Origin of the sequence: Acinetobacter sp. YH01019 (assembly GCF_013420285.1) — a bacterium.
Lineage (GTDB): Bacteria > Pseudomonadota > Gammaproteobacteria > Pseudomonadales > Moraxellaceae > Acinetobacter > Acinetobacter gandensis.
Genome location: NZ_VOYM01000009.1, coordinates 42,486 through 62,515, shown reverse-complemented (window position 1 = coordinate 62,515; position 20,030 = coordinate 42,486). Strand labels below are relative to the sequence as shown.

General features: G+C 40.4%; 21 protein-coding genes and 1 pseudogene. 11 read left to right on the top strand and 11 right to left on the bottom strand.

Annotated features, from left to right (window positions below; all coding sequences use genetic code 11):
* Positions 1-415: 415 nt before the first annotated feature.
* Genes FTT84_RS04140 through FTT84_RS04130 form a run of 3 tightly spaced genes read right to left on the bottom strand, consistent with a single transcriptional unit; the run spans position 416 to position 3,245 of the window.
* On the bottom strand, positions 416-1,486 hold the full coding sequence (locus FTT84_RS04140) for a DUF6670 family protein (protein ID WP_180056702.1): 1,071 nt from the start codon (positions 1,484-1,486) through the stop codon (positions 416-418).
* A gap of 28 nt (positions 1,487-1,514) precedes the next feature.
* A complete protein-coding gene (gene pssA / locus FTT84_RS04135; RefSeq protein WP_180056704.1) occupies positions 1,515-2,342 on the bottom strand; it encodes a CDP-diacylglycerol--serine O-phosphatidyltransferase in 828 nt (275 codons plus the stop codon).
* Positions 2,343-2,387: 45 nt separating this feature from the next.
* Positions 2,388-3,245 (bottom strand): 23S rRNA (adenine(2030)-N(6))-methyltransferase RlmJ, encoded by an 858-nt coding sequence (locus FTT84_RS04130; protein ID WP_067762860.1) that lies wholly within the window; start codon positions 3,243-3,245, stop codon positions 2,388-2,390.
* A gap of 116 nt (positions 3,246-3,361) precedes the next feature.
* Here FTT84_RS04130 and FTT84_RS04125 point away from each other — a divergent pair, with 116 nt between their 5' ends.
* Together FTT84_RS04125 and FTT84_RS04120 are read left to right on the top strand one after the other, a co-directional pair.
* Positions 3,362-3,964 carry a 2OG-Fe(II) oxygenase gene (locus FTT84_RS04125; protein WP_180056706.1) on the top strand — a complete coding sequence of 201 codons (603 nt, stop codon included), beginning with the start codon at positions 3,362-3,364 and terminating at the stop codon, positions 3,962-3,964.
* 71 nt (positions 3,965-4,035) lie between these two features.
* On the top strand, positions 4,036-4,563 hold the full coding sequence (locus FTT84_RS04120; RefSeq protein WP_067762862.1) for a hypothetical protein: 528 nt from the start codon (positions 4,036-4,038) through the stop codon (positions 4,561-4,563).
* Positions 4,564-4,611: 48 nt separating this feature from the next.
* Here FTT84_RS04120 and FTT84_RS04115 read toward each other — a convergent pair whose 3' ends face one another.
* The 5 genes from FTT84_RS04115 to FTT84_RS04095 form a co-directional block, all read right to left on the bottom strand.
* Complete coding sequence (locus tag FTT84_RS04115) at positions 4,612-4,869, bottom strand: DUF2789 family protein (RefSeq protein ID WP_067762863.1); 258 nt, start codon at positions 4,867-4,869, stop codon at positions 4,612-4,614.
* 105 nt (positions 4,870-4,974) lie between these two features.
* The gene (locus tag FTT84_RS04110) at positions 4,975-5,235 is read right to left on the bottom strand and encodes a DUF2789 family protein (protein ID WP_067762864.1); all 261 of its coding nucleotides are present in this window, start codon (positions 5,233-5,235) and stop codon (positions 4,975-4,977) included.
* Positions 5,236-5,395: 160 nt separating this feature from the next.
* Complete coding sequence (locus FTT84_RS04105) at positions 5,396-6,382, bottom strand: malate dehydrogenase (RefSeq protein ID WP_067762865.1); 987 nt, start codon at positions 6,380-6,382, stop codon at positions 5,396-5,398.
* A gap of 170 nt (positions 6,383-6,552) precedes the next feature.
* Positions 6,553-7,134 carry a ribonuclease I gene (locus FTT84_RS04100; protein WP_257222784.1) on the bottom strand — a complete coding sequence of 194 codons (582 nt, stop codon included), beginning with the start codon at positions 7,132-7,134 and terminating at the stop codon, positions 6,553-6,555.
* Between the two features lie 126 nt (positions 7,135-7,260).
* Positions 7,261-9,237: a lytic transglycosylase domain-containing protein gene (locus FTT84_RS04095; RefSeq protein ID WP_180056710.1), complete on the bottom strand. Its 1,977-nt coding sequence runs from the start codon at positions 9,235-9,237 to the stop codon at positions 7,261-7,263.
* Positions 9,238-9,544: 307 nt separating this feature from the next.
* On the opposite strand from FTT84_RS04095, the gene miaB reads away from it, so the two are divergent.
* The 4 genes from miaB to FTT84_RS04075 all read left to right on the top strand — a co-directional run bounded on the left by miaB (position 9,545) and on the right by FTT84_RS04075 (position 13,009).
* Positions 9,545-11,002 carry a tRNA (N6-isopentenyl adenosine(37)-C2)-methylthiotransferase MiaB gene (gene miaB / locus FTT84_RS04090; protein WP_067762868.1) on the top strand — a complete coding sequence of 486 codons (1,458 nt, stop codon included), beginning with the start codon at positions 9,545-9,547 and terminating at the stop codon, positions 11,000-11,002.
* A gap of 38 nt (positions 11,003-11,040) precedes the next feature.
* Entirely contained in the window at positions 11,041-12,123 is a 1,083-nt protein-coding gene (locus FTT84_RS04085; RefSeq protein WP_067762869.1) for a PhoH family protein, read from the top strand.
* 18 nt (positions 12,124-12,141) lie between these two features.
* Positions 12,142-12,624: an rRNA maturation RNase YbeY gene (gene ybeY, locus FTT84_RS04080; protein ID WP_180056712.1), complete on the top strand. Its 483-nt coding sequence runs from the start codon at positions 12,142-12,144 to the stop codon at positions 12,622-12,624.
* Positions 12,625-12,712: 88 nt separating this feature from the next.
* Positions 12,713-13,009 carry an antibiotic biosynthesis monooxygenase gene (locus FTT84_RS04075; RefSeq protein WP_180056715.1) on the top strand — a complete coding sequence of 99 codons (297 nt, stop codon included), beginning with the start codon at positions 12,713-12,715 and terminating at the stop codon, positions 13,007-13,009.
* Here FTT84_RS04075 and FTT84_RS04070 read toward each other — a convergent pair whose 3' ends face one another.
* On the bottom strand, positions 13,010-13,867 hold the full coding sequence (locus tag FTT84_RS04070) for an energy transducer TonB (RefSeq protein ID WP_218949635.1): 858 nt from the start codon (positions 13,865-13,867) through the stop codon (positions 13,010-13,012). It abuts the gene before it with no gap.
* 258 nt (positions 13,868-14,125) lie between these two features.
* On the opposite strand from FTT84_RS04070, the gene FTT84_RS04065 reads away from it, so the two are divergent.
* The 4 genes from FTT84_RS04065 to FTT84_RS04050 all read left to right on the top strand — a co-directional run bounded on the left by FTT84_RS04065 (position 14,126) and on the right by FTT84_RS04050 (position 17,018).
* A complete protein-coding gene (locus FTT84_RS04065) occupies positions 14,126-14,809 on the top strand; it encodes a hypothetical protein (protein WP_180056720.1) in 684 nt (227 codons plus the stop codon).
* A 158-nt stretch (positions 14,810-14,967) separates the two neighbouring features.
* Positions 14,968-15,681: a DUF3108 domain-containing protein gene (locus tag FTT84_RS04060; RefSeq protein WP_180056722.1), complete on the top strand. Its 714-nt coding sequence runs from the start codon at positions 14,968-14,970 to the stop codon at positions 15,679-15,681.
* A gap of 90 nt (positions 15,682-15,771) precedes the next feature.
* On the top strand, positions 15,772-16,347 hold the full coding sequence (locus FTT84_RS04055; RefSeq protein WP_180056724.1) for a xanthine phosphoribosyltransferase: 576 nt from the start codon (positions 15,772-15,774) through the stop codon (positions 16,345-16,347).
* A 251-nt stretch (positions 16,348-16,598) separates the two neighbouring features.
* Positions 16,599-17,018 (top strand): hypothetical protein, encoded by a 420-nt coding sequence (locus FTT84_RS04050; protein WP_180056726.1) that lies wholly within the window; start codon positions 16,599-16,601, stop codon positions 17,016-17,018.
* 53 nt (positions 17,019-17,071) lie between these two features.
* On the opposite strand, the gene wrbA is transcribed toward FTT84_RS04050, so the two are convergent.
* A complete protein-coding gene (gene wrbA, locus FTT84_RS04045) occupies positions 17,072-17,668 on the bottom strand; it encodes an NAD(P)H:quinone oxidoreductase (protein WP_180056727.1) in 597 nt (198 codons plus the stop codon).
* Between the two features lie 115 nt (positions 17,669-17,783).
* On the opposite strand from wrbA, the gene FTT84_RS04040 reads away from it, so the two are divergent.
* A complete protein-coding gene (locus tag FTT84_RS04040) occupies positions 17,784-19,031 on the top strand; it encodes a YihY family inner membrane protein (RefSeq protein WP_180056729.1) in 1,248 nt (415 codons plus the stop codon).
* 64 nt (positions 19,032-19,095) lie between these two features.
* Here FTT84_RS04040 and FTT84_RS04035 read toward each other — a convergent pair.
* Positions 19,096-20,026: pseudogene (locus FTT84_RS04035) on the bottom strand (DMT family transporter).
* Positions 20,027-20,030 lie beyond the last annotated feature (4 nt).

The following is a 20,030-nucleotide window of genomic DNA, read 5'->3' as shown; positions in this document are numbered from 1 at the left end:
CACCAAATCTGGCTCATCAATTTTCTGACATTAATTTCTCAAATAAACTTCGAGTAATTTCTACCATCAATCAATGAAAATAATTTCGACTGATCAACTAGTAAAAATCCACACAAGTTGTTCTTCACAATCTCTTAATGATCTTCTTGCTGATTCGTCACCAGCAAGCTAGGTCGGCTATATTACGCTTTATTTCTAAAGTGTCAACTAGTAATTCAAATTATTTTAGACTTTCTTTCTAAAACCCAACTCAATCAATCTTAACTAAGTCACTGTTTTATCAGAAGTTTTAATCTTCATCACCGCCGATGGATGTGCATTCTACAGCATTTCACACCCAACGCAACACCTTTTCCCATTTATTTTTTAAAATAGGCAACGTTTGTTTATTTATTCTGCAAAATAGGCTTTTTTTCTACTTTTTTAATGCTATTGGTGCTGTTTCTAGCTGTTGTTCTGTGTTTTTTGCTTCATTTTTCTTTTCTTGCCATTTGAGCGGCCTGCAATCAATGTATTCACAATAACCCGCTGTTCCCTCTTCTTCATAATCATTAATTTTAACTTGATAGTTAAAACTCCCCACATATCCTGCTGCTAAACCAAATTTAAAATCTCCGCGACTTTGTGCTTGAATCTGAATAGTGGTTTCTCCATCGCTAAATTGCCACTCAAACTCTCGGGGCAAATACATGTGTTGATGATTAGGCGTAGTCACTTTGGGATAAACACGATGCACTTTAAATAACACCTTTTCATCAAACATTACGGCTTTCACTGACGACACTTCACGCAGATAAATTCGCGACTGAATAATTTGATTAAAATTATTTCTCAACTGTGCCAATAATAGTTGGCGTTGATCTTTTAGATTAATAATTTGATAGGTAAAAAAACACAAAGGTAAATATGGGATATTAATCGCTCGAGCATATTCAAAAGCGCCTAATTGATTAATTTGAAAGCTTTGTTCTTTATAACGAATGCTACCGCGACATTCGCAAAGGAGTGACCAATGTTCAAATAGCCCTAATTTAAGTTTACTAAAATGTGAAAGAATGGGCTTAGTGGTAATCTGTAAATCTACTTCAAGCTCATCATCCTCGCGGTATAAATGAAATTCAGGAAAAGAGCCTGTCAGTGTTTCTCTATTTGCAAATTGAAAATATCCTTCTCGCATTTCACATTCATTTTCTAAAGAATAACTATGAAAGTGTCCAACCATTTGTGGGCTAATACTACTAATAACCGTTGCGGTATCAAGTGACGTAGTATGAATTGCGGATGCATTACGCATCATAGGAATATTAGGCTGTCCTAATATGGTGATGAAATTAAAATAATGTAGCGGTGCAGGTAGGTTTGGAATTACCAATCCTTGATGAATAATTTTAAACCAACCTTTAGGCGGGTGATATGCCAGATCAAATGGGAAACGAGCTTGATTGAGTTGTTTCGATTCATCGACTAGATTCATAAGCAACTGCATATCAAGCTCCTTTCTACATTGGACTAACTCATATTGTTGTATTCTTCTTGGCCATTAAAGTGGTAACAAATCCTGATAATGCATAGATAACAGAAAGTACCAAAATTCCTACAGGAATATTGTAAGTCACCGCCGCTAAAATAAATACGATCACAGGTAGCACTGCGAAAGGAACTCGACGACGATCCACTGTTTTAAATGAATAATATTTCACATTCGAAATCATCAACAAACCAATCGCGATGATTACTACAGCGTTAATTGCTTGAATACCACGCTCACGCAAATCAAATACTTCTGGAATATCAAGACCAACCCAAACCAATGAAATAATCATCACAGCAGCCAAGGGGCTTGCAACACCAATAAAATAACGTTTATCGACCACACCAATTTGTACGTTAAAACGCGCCAAACGGAAAGCTGCACATGCGGTATAAACAAAACATGCAGCCAGGCCGATACGACCTAAATCATTAAGGCTCCAGCTATACATCAAAATAGCCGGTGCAACACCAAAAGCCAGTAAGTCTGACAATGAGTCAAATTGCTCACCAAATGGACTTTGTGCACCAATTGCACGTGCGACGCGACCATCTAAACCATCAAATAGTGCCGCAATAAAAATGGCATAAATCGCTTGTTGGAATTCACCATTCATACTCGCAATAATGGAGTAAAAACCTGACAACAACGCAGCGGTTGTAATTAGGTTTGGCCACAGATAGATCCCACGACGCTTCACTTTCTGCCCTTCATGGGTATGTTCCTCTTCTTCAACTTCAAATGTAATGCCATCAAACGCATTTTCATCCTTCGAAGAAATGTCCCGTTCAGGTTTATTGGTATTTGTCATTCTTTGATCCTAACTGTGACCTATTTTCTTATTTAAATATAACTGTTATTCGCCAACTAACCAGCGTACAGCAGCATGACCACCATTTTCGTTCATACGAAGATGTGGGAATAACCATTGTAGCGCTTCATCAGCATCTTCTGAGAATTTCCAAGGTGGGTTAATCACCAGTAAACCACAACCATTCAAACCAACTGGAGTGTCATCAGGCCACACACAAATTTCGCATACCAACTGACGACGAATACCGGTTTTGTACATTTTCTTTTCAAAACGTTCAATCATCGCGCGATCTTTAATTGGATACCATACTGCAAAAACACCTGTCGGCCATTTTTTATAAGCAGCAACTAATAGCTCTACTAGCTGTGGAAAATCCTTACGTTCAATTTCGTAAGGTGGGTCAATCATAACTAAACCGCGCTTCTCTTTTGGTGGAATAACCCCTAAAAGCCCTTCATAAGCATCACGTTCATGCAGACCAGCACGTTTATCAAAAATATTGTGGCGCAACTGCTGAAATACATCACGCTGCATTTCAAATATTGTTGCTTTATCAATATCACGCATCCCTTCAAGCGCAAACCATGGTGAGCCTGGATATGCCCCTTTACCAAAGTTTTCACGCATCTTTTCAACAACTTTTAAGTATTGTTGAACACCTTCAGGCGCATTACGTTTAATTGAATCATCAAGTTTAACCAAACGATGAATACCATTTAAAAACTCACCAGACTTTTGCGCTTCAGAAGTCGACAAGTCATATTTACCTGCACCACCATGCGTATCTACATAGCGATAAGGTTTATCTTTATTATTGAGACGACTCAATAACTGAAGCAACAAAACGTGCTTCATGACGTCGGCAAAGTTGCCAGCATGGAAATGGTGACGGTAATTCATGTTTCATTAATTCCTGATATCAACGGATATTTTAGCATGAAAAATAGTTTCATTCCGATGCTATTCTTGCTCTAGAATACGTCACCTTTTTTCTGCTCTATTTAGGGGTTTTGTACATGGAAGCAGCCTATCTCCCAAAGTCTTGGCCGGTTGATCAAATTCTTGATGATTTAGATCAACACGGTTTTACAATTATTGATGATGCTTACACACTCACATATATACATGCACTTGTTGAAGAGTGTCTTTCCAACTTAAATCAGTTCCGTGATGCAGCCATTCAAAATGGCGTGGTCAGCAATATTCGCAGTGATCATATTTTATGGATCAATGAAAACTTAGAATACGCACAACAACATATTCAAGCTTTAAACGCCCTCGCACAAGAATTCAATCGGGCATTTTATTCGGGTATTCAAGATGTAGAAGCCCATTTTGCATGTTATAACGCCGGCGAGTACTACGCCCTGCACCGTGACAATCCACAAGGTAAAAATGGCCGTGTCATTTCTGCGGTTTATTATTTGCATGAAAATTGGCAAGCAAATTGGGGCGGCGAATTACGTCTACAAGATAAAAATGACAAATGGCACATTGTGCAGCCTAAACCCAACCGCATTGCGTTATTCCAAAGTGATTTACTACATGAGGTTCTCAAAGCCAAGCATCAGCGCTTATCGATTACAGCATGGCTACGTAATGACAATACGATGTGGTAAATTACTATTCCATCCTTTAAAAATTTTAAATTATCCTCATATATGAGGCATTCATAGATGAGGATTCTCCGATGCGTCAAAACACCAAGCAAATCATTCAGCGTATTGGCGAAACTGATCAATTGTTCTTACAAGCGAATACGCCAACATTAGCACTGGAACGTGCTGATCTTCGTCTACAATTAGTCGATATCAGTAAAAACCAACAGGAAAAAGTGCATTTCCTTCAGGAAGCGATTGTGCTGCTTGAACAAGGCCGTATGGAATTTGAAGAAATGCCGATGGCTTTGTATATTGATTTATCGCTGCATTTAGCAAAAGCCTATATGGTGTTCTTTGAAATTACTCAAGAGCAACGTTATGCCCTGATTACTCAGCAAATTATGAAGCCAATGTCCAAAGCTGAGCATGGCGGTATTTATTTCTATCTAGCATACGCTTCTGCCGTTAAAAATGAGCCCGCAATGACTCGACACTGGTTAAACAAATATTGCAAAACATCAGAATTTGAAATGGCGACCTTATTGGAACACCCATCATTCTTAAACTTTCATCAAGAAGATTGGTTTAATCAGTTATGCCAAAGTAAAATGCATTAAATAAAAAAAACACCTCCTATGAGGTGTTTTTTTATTCGAAGAAACGACTTAGACTGGCTGTAATTTATAAGCATCCATATGTAACTGCTGATTCAGTTCATCTACCCAAATTGCCCAGTCATCATCTTGAACCAAATGACTAATGAGAAAAGAGCGCTGAGACTTATTCCAAAATGGTGCATCGTGCAAAGATACATTGGCCGGCAATTGATGCGTACGTACATAAAGTTCGATCGCAGCCGCACTATTGGCTAACCCCAATTGAGAAAACAATAATTCTAAGGATGGTTTATTTTGATTGAGCATCTCGCCCTCCTTATCAACTAATCTGTCATTTATTATTTAATTAACTTATAAGATATTGATTAAAAAACCTAGCAAAACTGCTAGGTTTGTTGTTTCAAATTGTATTTAGATTTTGCATGACCCTGATAACTTATGTTCTGTATGCAATTGCTCATTTAACACATCGACCACAATGGCCCATTCATCATCTTTCTTCCAATGACTAATAATGAAATCTCGCTGTGACTTAGTCCAAAATGCCGCTTCGTGTAAAGGAATATCCATGGTCAACTGGTGGGTCTCAATGAATTGCTCAATACCCTGCTCGGATGAGTCCAACCCCAATTGATCAAAAAAAAGCTCCAAGGTCGGTTGTTGATCAAACATTATGTTCTCCTTCAGCCTATGCTTATTATTCTTTTAAGTTAGCGCGAAGCCTGACGAGTGTCAGTTACATCATCTACATGAGTTGTTATTTTTTGTTCAATTTTTAATAAAAAAAAGCACCCCAAAAGGAGTGCTTTTTCTAACTTAGTAAAATACTAAATTATTTAATCATGTCAGCAACTGCTGCACGTTCTTCTTCAAGCTCATTTAGAGTGAAGTTGATACGCTCACGGCTGAATTCATCGATTTCAAGACCTTGAACGATTTTGTATTCGCCATTTTCGCAAGTTACAGGGAAACCGAACATTACGCCTTCAGGGATACCGTAAGAACCATCAGAAGGAATACCCATAGTTACCCATTCGCCGTTTGTGCCAAGAGCCCAATCGCGCATATGGTCGATTGCAGCATTTGCAGCAGAAGCAGCAGAAGACAAACCACGTGCTTCGATAATCGCAGCACCACGTTTACCAACAGTTGGAAGGAACACATCTTTGTTCCAAGCAGCATCGTTGATTTTGTCTTTTAAGCTTTCGCCGTTTACAGTCGCGAAACGGTAGTCAGCATACATTGTTGGAGAGTGGTTACCCCAAACTGTCATAGTTTTGATGTCAGAAACTGCAACACCAGCTTTTTGAGCCAATTGAGTTAACGCACGGTTGTGGTCAAGACGAAGCATCGCTGTGAAGTTTTTCGCTGGAAGATCTGTAGCAGATTTCATTGCGATGTAAGCGTTAGTGTTTGCAGGGTTACCTACAACAAGAACTTTAACGTCACGGCTAGCAACTTCGTTAAGCGCTTTACCTTGACCGATGAAGATTTCACCGTTTACTTTAAGAAGGTCAGCACGTTCCATGCCTGGACCACGTGGACGTGAACCAACTAAAAGAGCGTAGTCAGCATCTTTGAATGCAACTTTAGGATCATCAGTACCGATCATGCCTTCTAAAAGAGGGAATGCGCAGTCGTCAAGTTCCATCATTACGCCTTTAAGCGCTTGTTGAGCTTTCTCAACTGGAATTTCTAATAATTGAAGGATAACTGGTTGGTCTTTACCCAACATTTCACCGCTTGCGATACGGAATAATAAGCTATAACCGATTTGACCAGCTGCGCCAGTAACGGCAACACGAACTGCTTGCTTCATGTAATTATCTCCAATTGAGGAAGGTCATAATGATTAAATAGCTGTTCTATCTAATCTTAATAATCATAAACGGCAAAGATTGTACTCCAATCTTTTGGCAGTTGCATGTAAAAGAGAATGCTTTTCAACAAAAGTATGATAGGAAATACAAATAAAATGCAGAAAAAAGCTTAAAACGAACCTTTAATTGTGAATGAAGCTGGACAATTTCCCACAACTGTGGTTGGGCAATGTTTGTACTGACCATTGTTTTTATAACAAATTTGAATTTCAGTCAGCATGCTACTGCCGTGGGTCTGCATACAATTAAACTCTATACTTTGTCCAGCCAAACCGCTATTCATACGTACCATCTTATTTCGTAAAACGCCGGCTTGCATGACACGTGTTTCCTGACTGGTTAATTCTTCAGGAACTTTCAGCTTGTCTGCATGGTTAATCACGGTACGGAAATACTGACTCGCATTCATTGGTACACAGCCCCCTATATTATGCCAAAGCGCAACACGCGCATTTTCATCGGGCATAATTCGTGCCACCACTTTGGCTTGCAATGGTGGCAGCTTAGGTGAACTATTGGTTGTACAATCTTTGCTATTAGTCTCTGGATACAGACCCGTAATATTTAAAGAATAGCCTTCCAAACATTTGCGCTTTTTATTTTTTAATGGGTCATAAGCACAAACTGCAGGGACCATTTGCACATCCATCACATATCCATTAACCACAGGTGCTGCCAAAGACACAGACATGCAAAGTCCCGCACCACTACCTAACAGTAGTGATGTCAGTACCCGAAATGCAGGTCTGTTTTCAAGTCTCGGCATCAATCAATTACCTGTGTTGATACGTGTTAAAAAACGATAAAATTAAAAAACTTATTGCGCACTACGCAACGGAATCATTTGCATACGCTTTTCAATTGACTGCGGTCCTTGTCCCAGCAGTAAACCGTAATGCGTTGCATTGGTCATCACATGTTTGACATAGTCGCGGGTTTCAGTCAGCGGAATCGATTCCGTATATTGATCCGCTGCAATCGCTTGGTATTCTGGCTGCCAGCGACGTGCACGATTCGGCCCTGCGTTATATCCCGCGGTTGCTAAAACTGGGCTATTGCTCAGCTGACGCTGAATCATTGATAAATAATAAGTACCATAACGAATATTGGTATTCATATCACTCAATGCGGCTGGGTTATAACTCTCTCCCATTTGTCGCGCGACCAGTTTTGCAGTATCTGGCATAATTTGCATCAAACCACCTGCTCCAACATGAGAGCGCGCACTCGTCACAAAGCGACTTTCTTGACGCATCAAACCGTAAGCCCATGCTGGATCAATACCAGCATTTCGACTATGACTCACCACATAGCTTTGATGTGGCATTGCATAACGTAAAGAATAATTGTGTTTATTGGTGGTTCGATCTGCCGCATAAATTGCACGATCATACCAACCAATATCAGTAGCACGTTTAGCTGCGGCAAGAATCATGCCATCATCATGCTTTAAATAGGCCTGACGGACAGCCCAGTTCCATTCACGGTTAATATAGCTGTCAGATGCATTAATATTGCGCAATGCAAAGGCACGATTAAAATGAATATCCTGACTCAATCGCTGCGCATCCTGTGCACTAGGCTGCACATTTGACGGAATATTGTTATAAGACTGACCAATTTTGTCACGTGCTAACAAATTATGGTAATCATCCCCCACTGCTAATTTTCGATAAATGTCTTGTGCCGTTCGTTTTGAAGAGGCATCGCCACGCTGCTCTGAAGCACGTGCCAACCAATATTGCCAACGATCTTCTTGCTTTTGTGTCACATTCATTGCATCAATGGCGCGAATCAAACTTTCCCATGCACCAAAACGAATGGCTTGACGTGCATAAATTTCAGCTTCTTCTGAGCTAAACGGCAAACCATAACTGGCATCTAAATAGTTCAGCACTTCACGGTTGAAATTGTTTTTCATCACCGTGGTTCCACCAATATAACCGACACTGCGATACAACGCTTTTTGTACGCTTTCAGGTGTGCCTTCCGCAGCACGCTTAACAGATGACATTGCACCATTTAAATCTGTATCCGCTAAGCGCCCCATCGCATAAATCAGATAAGCATGATCTTCTGCCGTCGCTTTGGGTGCTGCCCAAAGGTAATTTAATGGATTGGCTTGAATGGTATTGAGCTGGGCAAGACTAATATTCACACCAATGGTTTGTGCAGTTGCAATGGCCTGACCGGATTGCCCTGCACGCAATTGCCCCCACATGCGCTGATGACGATCATCTTTCGTCATTAATGGGCTCGACAACATCATGCGGCCTAAGCCTGTACATGAGTCGGGTTGCGAATTGGTGGTCAGCCAAACATCTTTAAATTCGGCGTAGACCAATGGATCGCCAGATTTGGCACGTACTTGAGCAATCGCACAGGTTTCCGCACGATCCGCATTTGAAACGTATTGCAAGACGGGCTGTGCAGTTGCGAAGTCTGCTTGTTTTACTTTTTCTTCAACATAATCGGCAGCAAGTTTTTCAGCCATTGCCGATTGCGGATAACGCTGCGCAAAACTTGTAATGGCGCTAGCAGGTTGCGAAGCCAAGTTATTATTCAAAATCCAATACTCTGGGTAGTAGCCCAAAACATCATTTTGCATTGAGTATTGATATTGCTGGAGCAAAGAGATGTTGCCTGAATTGGCCGCTCGTAAAGCATCATTAAATTGCTCATCCGCAGCATGTGCTGACAATGAAAGTCCGGATGCAGCCACAGTTAAAGCCAGCAATTTATAGTAATTTTTCTGTGTAAATTTCTGTTTTAACATCCACTTGCCTTCTTTCATGTCAATCTGTCCAATTACAGTACATCTAACCTTACTCGGAATTAGTTTAATAATTCTAAACTCAGCATTGTGTTCTGTTGTGTAACCTTATGATTACCCAATATTAATTTTCAAACATTTTTACTCCATAAATCAATATGAGCCAGTTGTTATTTTAAGCTGTAAGTTTGCCCTCAATTGCTGCTAAAATATCGGGCATTCTTAAAATCCTCTTTTTTGACCTCCGCAGCTGCACATTTCAACTCTTGATCTGTCTGTCAGCCACGTATGGTTTATTGATTTTCATAAAATTCCTTTAGGAGCCTACATGACGGTTCAAACCTTCATTCCCAATGGTGCCCAAGCTGCCTCAGAAAACACTGTAACCCAGCCACAGCACACCCCAGCCAACGATGGCTCAGTGAAAAAACTGTACATCGAAACGCAAGGGTGTCAGATGAATGAGTATGACAGTCAACGTATGGGCGACCTTTTAGGTGATTCACATGGTTATGTCCTAACCAATGATCCGAAAGAAGCCGATATTCTGCTCATGAATACCTGCTCGATTCGTGAAAAAGCACAAGAGAAAGTGTTCTCAGAATTGGGTCGCTGGCGCAAACTGAAAGAAAAGAATCCTGATCTTGTGATTGGTGTCGGTGGTTGTGTGGCATCTCAAGAAGGCGACAACATTCAAAAACGTGCGCCTTATGTCGATATGGTCTTTGGCCCACAAACTTTGCATCGTTTACCGCAAATGCTGGATCAACACACTGAACAAGTGGTTAAGCCGAAAAAAGAAAAAATTCAATTGGTGGATATTTCATTCCCTGACATTGAAAAATTCGACTTCTTACCAGAACCGCGTGTAGAAGGTTTTAAAGCCTTTGTCTCGATTATGGAAGGCTGCTCAAAATACTGTTCTTTCTGTGTGGTTCCTTACACACGTGGAGAAGAAGTATCACGTCCACTGGATGATGTATTGGCAGAAATCGCAACTTTGGCTGAAAAAGGTGTCCGTGAAATCAGTCTTTTAGGTCAAAATGTTAATGGTTACCGTGGTGAAACCTTCGAAGGTAATATTTGCACCTTTGCAGAGTTACTGCGTTTAGTGGCCGAAATTCCGGGCATTGGACGTATTCGTTACACGACATCACATCCACTAGAATTTAACGATGATTTGATTCAATGCTATCGTGATTTGCCACAAATGGTTTCTCACTTGCACTTACCTGTTCAAAGCGGTTCAAACGACGTACTTCAAGCCATGAAGCGTAACCACACCATTGATGTCTATATCGATAAAATTGCACGTTTGCGTCAAGTTCGTCCAGACATGCACTTATCTTCAGACTTCATTATTGGTTTCCCTGGCGAAACAGATGCACATTTTGAAGAAACTTATCAATTCATTAAAGATATGGACTTTGACCATTCTTATAGCTTCATTTATTCAAAACGTCCAGGTACACCTGCGTCTGAACTTGAAGACACGACCTCTGAAGATGTGAAAAAAGAACGTTTAGCGAAAGTTCAACAATGGATTAAACAATCAAGTATTGATAAGACCGACGCGATGTTAGGCACGATTCAACGTGTCTTGGTAGAGTCTGTTTCAGACAAAGATCCAAACTTATTGATTGGTACTGCGGACAATACTCGTTTGGTGAGCTTCATCGGTGATCCTGCATGGGTAGGTCGTTTTGCTGAAATCGAAATTACCGACATTAAAACTTTGAAGTTTGTTTATGGTGAACTCTTGAATCTTGAGCCTGACGTGGCGTAATGTAAGACTAATCGTCAGACCAATATAAAGGAATTCTCTTGACTGCAGCGATTCGACGTACTGTAACTTTTGCTGGTATTCCACTTGACCGTTTACAAAGCATGCTCGGTGCTTATAACGGTCATCTCAAACAAATTGAACAACGTTTAGAAGTCAAAATTTCCCATCGTGCAGATGCATTTTTTGTCGATGGGGAAATCGATGCGGTTGAGAGAGCCGAAAGCCTCCTTCACCGTTTATATGAAGAGTCCGAAACCAACCCACAAATCAGTGCAGATACACTGCATATGATGATTCAAGGCAGTCAAACCGATCGTGAAATTCAGGAAGATTTTTCTGAAAATGAACATTCAGGTTTAGACAATGTCTACTTGCAAACACGTAAAGGTCGGATTAACCCACGCGGTGCCAACCAAAAACGCTATGTGCAACGTATTTTACAAAGCGATATTTCCTTTGGTATTGGCCCTGCTGGTACAGGTAAAACTTACCTAGCTGTGGCCGCTGCTGTCGATATGCTAGAACGCAATGAAATTCAGCGAATTTTACTAGTTCGTCCTGCGGTCGAAGCGGGTGAAAAACTCGGTTTCTTACCTGGTGATTTAACCCAAAAAATTGACCCTTACTTGCGTCCCTTATATGACGCCTTGTATGAAATGTTGGGCTTTGAAAAAGTTGCAAAACTGATTGAACGCCAAGTGATTGAAGTTGCACCTTTGGCCTACATGCGTGGTCGTACTCTAAATCACTCTTTTGTAATTTTAGATGAAGCACAAAACACTACCCCTGAACAAATGAAAATGTTCTTAACCCGTTTAGGTTTTGGTTCTCGTGCGGTCATTACTGGTGACGTTACACAGGTCGATTTACCACGTGGTCAGCAATCAGGCTTGGCACATGCGCTACGTGTGATTGATAAAATTAAAGAAATTCACATTACTCGCTTCCACTCCCGAGATGTAGTACGTCATCAATTGGTTCAAAAAATTGTTGAAGCCTACGAAGGATGGGATAGCGAACAACAACGCCTAACGGCAGAACAACGTGCTGAACGTAAAGCACGTCAAGAAGCCTTAGTTGCGGACAATGATGCTAAAGCTGATGAGCAGCATCAGGACTAAACCATTTAAGGATTCATTTTGAAACTTAATCTCTCCTTGCAGCAAAATTTTCAATCACCTGAGTTGGTGGTGAAACGTGCGCATATCAAAAAAGTGGTGGAAACTGCTTTACGTCATATTGAAACTCAAAGTGATTGTGAAATTGGCATCGCATGTGTCGATAATGACGAAAGCCACAAATTAAATTTGGAATATCGTGGTAAAGACAAACCGACCAATGTGTTGTCTTTCCCGAGTGATCTTCCAGATGAAATGGCTGCGATTTTGGATTCATTTCCAATTGGCGATTTAGTCATTTGTATACCTGTGGTACTTCGTGAGGCCAGTGAACAAAATAAAGCAGCCCTTACCCATTTCACTCATATGCTGGTACACGGTACGTTGCACCTCATGGGCTATGACCATGAAACATCTGACGAAGATGCGGAAGAAATGGAAGCTTTGGAAATCGAAATTTTGGCCAAACTCGGTTTTGACAATCCATATCTAGAACGAGATTAAGCCCTCAAATAAAAAAAGCGAGCTACGGCTCGCTTTTTTTATGCCTTTATTCCATCATTCTTTCACACAAAAATAAAATGCCACCACTATGACCTATGTCGTAATTTTCAAAGCTCGAATTAAGCATCTCGATTCAAAGTATTTTCAAACAGCGCAGCGCATGCGTGATCGAGCATTATCCACATTCAACTGCCAAAAATTTGAAGCGTTGACTGAAGGTGAAAACGAAATTGCATTGTCTTATTGGAAGGATTTAGCGGATATTCACGCATGGCACAATGATGCAGAACATCAAGTTGCACAAGCCCTCGGCAAAAAAAGCTGGTATCAATTTTTTAGTGTCGAAGTCTGTGAGGTCATTCGACACTATCAATCGACCTGTTAACTAACGTACTTCAAACTCGGCTTCCGCAGGGTCAAAACGCCACGTCCGTACAATACGTAATTCAGAAATATCTTTCATTTTGGCATCAAACTGGCCAAATGGTGCCGCTTTACGTACCGAAGTTTTCGCTGCGTCATCAAGCAGAGTCGAACCTGAGCTTTCAATTAAACGAATCGCGCGAATACCACCATTGGTATTCAATATCACCATCAGACGTACTTCACCTGATAATTGCTGTTGTTTAGCAGCTTCAGGATAGTAGCGATTGCCATAAAACTCGACTTTTTGACGGAATTTTTCCATATAGGCAGCTGATACATCTTGCTTGGCTTGAATCCCATCAATGGTTTTAATTTTTTGCTGACGGCTAAAGTTTTGTTGGCGTTGTAAATATTGCGCTTCAATACTTGCCACCATAGCCGCTTTCGCTTGGAACTGGCTATTGAGTTCTTCAACAGCTTTTTTACGACTATTTTCTTCGGCTTGCTTTTGCCAACTTAAAGTGGTCATTAAAACTTTTTCTTCAAAGCTTAATTGTTTCTTTTGCTGTAATTGCTCAAGTGCTTCATTTTTTTGCTCGCCCGCTTTCTGTTCAATCATGGGTGCTGGCATATCACTCGACATACGATGTGATTCACGAAAAGTACCTGAACCTTGTTGATCAGCTTGTGCCAAAAAGTCAGCATGTTCTACTTCATCGGTGGCAGGACGCAAAGAAACGGCTATTTCTTTGGTATTGTATTCACCTTCTTGCGGCATGGTAAATTGCATTGTCAAAAATGCCAGATGTAACAAAGCCGCCAGTAAAACCGCAGTCGTAAAAACTGGATCTTTCCACCACTCTTTGACCAACGGCATAAACGTTATTTTTTTCAGCATCACATTAAACCGACAATTTGCCGCATTCCCCAAACTGCATAAAACAGTATAAAATAAACCTCGTTTTCATTTTTTTATGAAAATGAGAAATCCATCAACACATCGATAACGCACAATTAAAATCATGAAAATGGTGCAATTTATTTTGCTAAACTGCAAGATCAAAACCTTGTGTTTTTATAGAAATCGACAAGATACACCCAGTCAAAAATCATAATTTGCCAGGATGCGCCTCTTATGCAAACGCTAATTTCCAATATCTCTAAACGTATACGACAAGTGTACCAAAAAGCAGAAGGGTTTATTGAAGATGAGCGTGAATTCCCGATGTCTCAAGTGTTCCTAAATGCGACCTTTGAACGCTTTGTGACTGATAATGTGAAGATGCTCAAAGACTTGCATGCTGATCTGCACGATGACTGGCTTCGACTATATGCCACACTGGATTATAACGGCCTGGTCATTACACTCTCTGTCGATTTAAAACTGGTACAGATGGAACTCAACAAACAAACCCAACTGATTGTATTTGAACAAATTAGTGATACACAAGTGATTGAAGCGAAGTATCCAAATGTTCTGTATAAGGTGGGCGTGCGCATGGCCTTATGGTTCTATCAAAAAGTACTCAACCAAGATCCATTGGGTATGATTTTGGAAAAGCTGAACGTCATCAAAGTTAAAGATGATTTACTGTATTTAGACCTGAATCGCTGGCTCGGTAAAAGCCGCTCGATTATCGACACACTAGGCAAAGTCCATGTCAATCATGCTGTTTTACGTGAGGCTGAATTGGTGGTCATCGGTAACGTTAATCTAACAGCGCTGTTTACTAAAATGGCACAACAGCGGATTGAAGATTGGGATGATTCAAATTTAAAAGTCGATGAAGTCACGCCTATAAAGCAAAAGGAAAGCTAGACTTATCCTGTACTTAGACATCTTGAACCTATAAAAACGCTACACAATATATACATTAGGCACGGATTTGTGACGTGATTCTCCACAATCCAGCCGCATAATAAACATATCAAGTGGTTTAGCCCACCGCACTTCTATTGAATAGGAAAACCATACTTATGGCACATTCAGTTTTGAAAAATTTAGGTCTTGTTGCTGGGGTATCGACTACACTGCTTTTGACTGGTTTCTCAAGTCAGTCATTTGCCATGAGTCCATTCCAAGCAAGCTACCAGTTTAATTACAACGGTAAAAATATGGGTTCAGCAACACGTACCCTGAAACAATCTGGGAATAATTGGACCTATGTATTTGCTGCCAAAGCAGGCGCAATTGCCTCTGCAACTGAAACCAGTCGTTTTAGTTTGAATGGCACACAAATTAATTCAAATAGCTTTAGCCGTACCAGTAAAATTTTGGTGCACAACAACACCATGAACATCAATTTCAATGCTGGTGCAAAAACCATTAACACCAAAAAAGATGACAAAGCACGTTCATTTACTTGGAAGTCTGGTGTGCTAGATGAACTGAATGCCGAATTGCAAATCCGTGAAGATCTGAAAAAAGGCGGTTTGAAATCGAATTACTATATTGCTGATGCCAAAGAAGTTGAAGGCCGTAAATTCGTCAAACAAGGTACTGAAAAAGTCACAACTGCATACGGCAGTTTCGATACAGTTAAAGTCGTTATGAAACATGATAAACCGGGTCGTCAAACCACCTTCTGGTTGGCTCCAAAACTTGACTACTTACCTGTGAAAGTATCGCATCAAGACAACAAAACCTCATATGGTCTGCTTTTGACAGGCTATAAAGGTGCAACAAATTAATTGATTTGATCAATTTCGCTTGCATTTTTCTCGGTGCTTTTTAAAATACGCTTTTGCTTTAAAAAGCACCTGCCCCTCGAGGATTCTCCCGTGCACGCTCTGGAACAGAAAATCTTAGCTGAAGGTATCGTTCTCTCTGAAGAAGTTCTGAAAGTCGATTCTTTCTTGAACCACCAAATTGACCCTGTAATGATGCAGCAAATTGGTCAAGAATTTGCCCGTTTATTTAAAGATGCTGGCATTACCAAAATCATCACCATTGAAGCTTCAGGTATTGCACCTGCAGTTATGGCGGGTCTTGAACTTGGTGTTCCTGTGATTTTTGCACGTAAATATCAGTCTTTAACATTAAAAGACGATCTATATCGCTCTAAAGTATTCTCTTTCACGAAACAAACTGAAAGTACGATTGCAATTTCTAAGAAACACATCAACGCTGCTGATAAAGTTTTAGTCATTGATGACTTCTTAGCTAATGGTCAAGCAGCATTAGGTTTAGCTGACCTTATTCATCAAGCAGAAGCTGAAGTACTCGGTATTGGTATTGTGATTGAAAAATCATTCCAACCAGGCCGCGATATTTTGCTTGAAAAAGGCTACCGCGTAGAATCATTAGCACGCGTTAAATCACTCGCAAATGGCACTGTCGAATTTGTTCGTAACTGATTTATTTCAGCACGATAATAAAATGAGAACACTTCGGTGTTCTTTTTTTTGCTTTAAATCTGCCATAACCGTGACAGAACCAGCATTTTCTTGGCACTTTGTTACAAGCTGACTAAACATCTCTTAGAAAAAATCGATAAAATTCAGTGAAAATGTAGTGATTGATCATATTCGTCAAGGTTTTGACCCTGAAATTGATTTAAGCTGCAAGATAAATTCAGCCACATTATTTATTAAGGCTACAGGATGTTATGAATACAGAAAATCAATTGATGGAACACGCTGTAAAATGCTCAAAATGCGGTTCAACAGATGTTGAAAAACGTAACCACGAACAAAACTTACAAAAAATTGGTGGGGTCTTACTCAGCGGTGCAGGAACAGCAGCCGGCACAGTGGGTGGTGCTGCGTCTGGAGCATCTATTGGTGCAGCCATTGGTGGTGTTACAGCTGGCCCACTTGGCGTGATTATGGGCGGGACAATTGGTACATTTGTTGGGGCGATTAGCGTTGGCATCACAGGCGGCTTTTTAGGCCATCGCTTTGGTAAAAAAGCAGGTGTGATTGTAGATCAAAATATTTTTTTAGATTATCAATGCAAGGCCTGCAAACAACGCTTTGAAGTTGAATCTCAACCTGAAGATGCAGCAAAAACTGAAGATCAAGACTAATTTTGATTGCTGCTAAATTAAAAAAGAGCGTTTCTACGCTCTTTTTTATTTCATCATCCTGCAATTAATTTTTTAACTACTTCACCCAGTCGTTTACCCTGATCTTCACATAAGGCACGTTCATCTTGACTTAATGTTTGATCATGGCGTGCCCCACTAACATGACTCGCACCATAGGGTGTACCGCCAGTTTTAGTATTCGACAACGCAGGATGTGCATTGCTCAAACCCATAATCATCATGCCATGATGAAATAAAGGCGGCAGCATGGTCAGTAAAGTGCTTTCTTGCCCACCATGCATTGAACCTGAACTGGTAAATACGCATGCCGGCTTACCATGCAATGCCCCGTTCAGCCAAAGCGCGGTAGTTTGATCTAAAAAATATTTCATTTCTGATGCCATATTACCAAAGCGTGTTGGTGAACCGAGTGCTAGACCAGAGCAATTTGCTAGATCATCTAATGTGCAATAAATATCGCCTTCAGCAGGAATACTTGGTTCAGCTTCTTTTACCACAGACGAAAGATTCGGAACAGTGCGAATCTTCACAGCCATACCTGTCGCTTCAATACCATTGGCAATCAAATGCGCCATTTCCCGTGTAGAACCATATTTGCTGTAATACAACACCAGTACATATGCTTGCATGATTTTTATTAATTCGATTAAAAAAGAAAACTATACGGTATTTTTCCTATTTTTTGGTTAAGCTAAACCATGAAAATTGCATAAACATGAATAAAATAACTCGAGACCGATACGCATGATCGAAGCATTTTTAAAAAAACTTCCCTTTTATGACAAGAAATGGTTTCAATTTATTTTATTTGTCATTCGCCGCTTTGAGGCTGATCGTTGTCGTGAACAGGCTGGCTCTTTAACGTATACCACCCTGTTTGCTGTGGTACCGATGTTGACGGTTTTCTTGGTTATTATCTCTTCCATCAATGCCCTCGAACCCGCACGTCAACAGTTACAACAACTGATTTATAGTAATTTCCTACCAAAAACCACCATCGCTTTTGATAAAGCCCTCAATGCCTTTACTGATAAATCCAGCAATTTAACCGTCATTGGTGTGCTTTTTTTATTCGTCACTACAGTGATGATGCTAACCAGTATCGAAACCGTGTTTAACCGTATTTGGAGAGTGCGTGAAACGCGTGGCGGCATCATTGGTTTCATGCGCTATTGGACTATTATTTCCTTAGGACCGATTTTACTCGGCAGTGCCTTTGTGGTGTCATCAACTTTGGCATCCATGAATGTGCTGAGTAATAATTTTGCTGGTTATGAACTCGATGGTGCTTTTTTACTGTGGGTTATCTCCTTTTCATTAACCATTTTAGGTTTCTTTATTTTGTACTGGACCATTCCCAATCGAAGTGTGCCGATTAAAGCAGCTTTGATTGCCGGTGTATTTAGTGCGGTGGTTTTTGAACTTTTGAAAAATTTGTTTGGCTTTGTCATGTCAAACTTCACCAGTTATCAAATTGTCTATGGTGCTTTCGCTGCCGTCCCCATTTTCCTACTTTGGATATTTTTGTCTTGGAATATTGTACTGATTGGTGTGGAAATCAGTTATGCCCTCACCGCCTTTAATTCAGGCAAGGACCAAAAGCGCCATCCCGTGATTATGCTGATGGACTTACTCGAACTGTTTTATAAAAAACAAAAAATTGGTGAAAGTGTTTCTGAGAAAGAAGCTCTTGAAGTTTTAGGTCGCGATGAAATTGGACGACTGCCAACCTACATGGCTTTATTTGAAAAGCAAAGTTTGATTAAGCGCACAGATGACGATCGCTATGTATTGGTACGTAATTTATCGCAAGTGGATTTTTGGAGTTTCTATAGTCATTTACCCTATCCACTTCCAGACCGCCAAGACCTTAGTAATGTCTGTCCAGACGATGAATGGATGCAAAAAATTGGTCCGCAGCTCATTGAGTCTGACGACTATCTTGCAGCAAAACTCTCCATTCCTTTGTCTAAAATATTTGAAGAAAAATAACGCCACATCAACTAAAAAGGAGAGCAATGCTCTCCTTTCAATAGATTAATGTGTAAATACTCTACTAACCCGCAGATTTCGTATGCGGAATAAATTTAGCCAGCCAACGGTGCAAGGTCACGGTCATCACACCTAACATCACCAAGGCTGTGCCAAGTATAAAATTTAGTTCAATTGTTTCGTTTAAAAATACAATACCAAACACCATACCAAAAATAGGCGTTAAAAAAGAAAATACACCTAAACCATTGGCACGGTATTTACTGAGTAGCCAAAACCATAGCATCAAACTAAAAAACGAAATAATAAACACATGGAAAAGCATGCTACTGATCGAGATAGCCGTCCAATGTAAAGTGGTTTGACCTGTAAGCCAAGCCACAGGCAAGAGGAATACAAAGCCACCCACCAACTGATAAAATAATGTCTGAGTCGGTGGTGCATCAGCCAATTTACTTAAACGTAGCGATATGGTTGTTAATGCCCACATTACACCCGCAAGCAATGCCATGACATCGCCTATTAAGGCTTGAGCGTTATAACCAGCATTACCCTCTCGCCCTATAAAGGACAGCACAATACCTGAAAAATGCTAGGAAAATACCGCCCCATTGAATTGGACTTAACTTTTCATCGGGTAATTTCCAATGTAAACCCAAGGCAACAAAAATTGGTGCGGTATATAGTAAAACCACTGTATGTGATGCTGAAGTGAAACGAAGTGACTCAGCCACTAAAATAAATTCTGCGGAGAATAAAAATGCCAACCAAATTCCAGGCATTAAATATTCACGCGTATATAAATGTGTGCCAGCTTTTAAGCGAATTAATGGAAAGACCAGCAACGCAGCAAGACCTGAACGAATGGCAATTTGCATGATGGGTGCAATATCAGCAGCAGCTAACTTAAGTACCACCTGCTGCGCACCTAAAATCATGCACAAAATAATCATCAGACCTGATGCTTGCGCATCAAGTGCTTTACGCTGTCCCACAAGA

Coding starts and splice junctions, on each gene's coding strand:
- FTT84_RS04140 (WP_180056702.1), bottom strand. CDS start 1,486: ATGCAGTTGCTTATGAATCTAGTCGATGAATCGAAACAACTCAATCAA.
- pssA (WP_180056704.1), bottom strand. CDS start 2,342: ATGACAAATACCAATAAACCTGAACGGGACATTTCTTCGAAGGATGAA.
- FTT84_RS04130 (WP_067762860.1), bottom strand. CDS start 3,245: ATGAATTACCGTCACCATTTCCATGCTGGCAACTTTGCCGACGTCATG.
- FTT84_RS04125 (WP_180056706.1), top strand. CDS start 3,362: ATGGAAGCAGCCTATCTCCCAAAGTCTTGGCCGGTTGATCAAATTCTT.
- FTT84_RS04120 (WP_067762862.1), top strand. CDS start 4,036: ATGCGTCAAAACACCAAGCAAATCATTCAGCGTATTGGCGAAACTGAT.
- FTT84_RS04115 (WP_067762863.1), bottom strand. CDS start 4,869: ATGCTCAATCAAAATAAACCATCCTTAGAATTATTGTTTTCTCAATTG.
- FTT84_RS04110 (WP_067762864.1), bottom strand. CDS start 5,235: ATGTTTGATCAACAACCGACCTTGGAGCTTTTTTTTGATCAATTGGGG.
- FTT84_RS04105 (WP_067762865.1), bottom strand. CDS start 6,382: ATGAAGCAAGCAGTTCGTGTTGCCGTTACTGGCGCAGCTGGTCAAATC.
- FTT84_RS04100 (WP_257222784.1), bottom strand. CDS start 7,134: ATGTCTGTGTCTTTGGCAGCACCTGTGGTTAATGGATATGTGATGGAT.
- FTT84_RS04095 (WP_180056710.1), bottom strand. CDS start 9,237: ATGAAAGAAGGCAAGTGGATGTTAAAACAGAAATTTACACAGAAAAAT.
- miaB (WP_067762868.1), top strand. CDS start 9,545: ATGACGGTTCAAACCTTCATTCCCAATGGTGCCCAAGCTGCCTCAGAA.
- FTT84_RS04075 (WP_180056715.1), top strand. CDS start 12,713: ATGACCTATGTCGTAATTTTCAAAGCTCGAATTAAGCATCTCGATTCA.
- FTT84_RS04070 (WP_218949635.1), bottom strand. CDS start 13,867: ATGCCGTTGGTCAAAGAGTGGTGGAAAGATCCAGTTTTTACGACTGCG.
- FTT84_RS04065 (WP_180056720.1), top strand. CDS start 14,126: ATGCAAACGCTAATTTCCAATATCTCTAAACGTATACGACAAGTGTAC.
- FTT84_RS04060 (WP_180056722.1), top strand. CDS start 14,968: ATGGCACATTCAGTTTTGAAAAATTTAGGTCTTGTTGCTGGGGTATCG.
- FTT84_RS04050 (WP_180056726.1), top strand. CDS start 16,599: ATGAATACAGAAAATCAATTGATGGAACACGCTGTAAAATGCTCAAAA.
- wrbA (WP_180056727.1), bottom strand. CDS start 17,668: ATGCAAGCATATGTACTGGTGTTGTATTACAGCAAATATGGTTCTACA.
- FTT84_RS04040 (WP_180056729.1), top strand. CDS start 17,784: ATGATCGAAGCATTTTTAAAAAAACTTCCCTTTTATGACAAGAAATGG.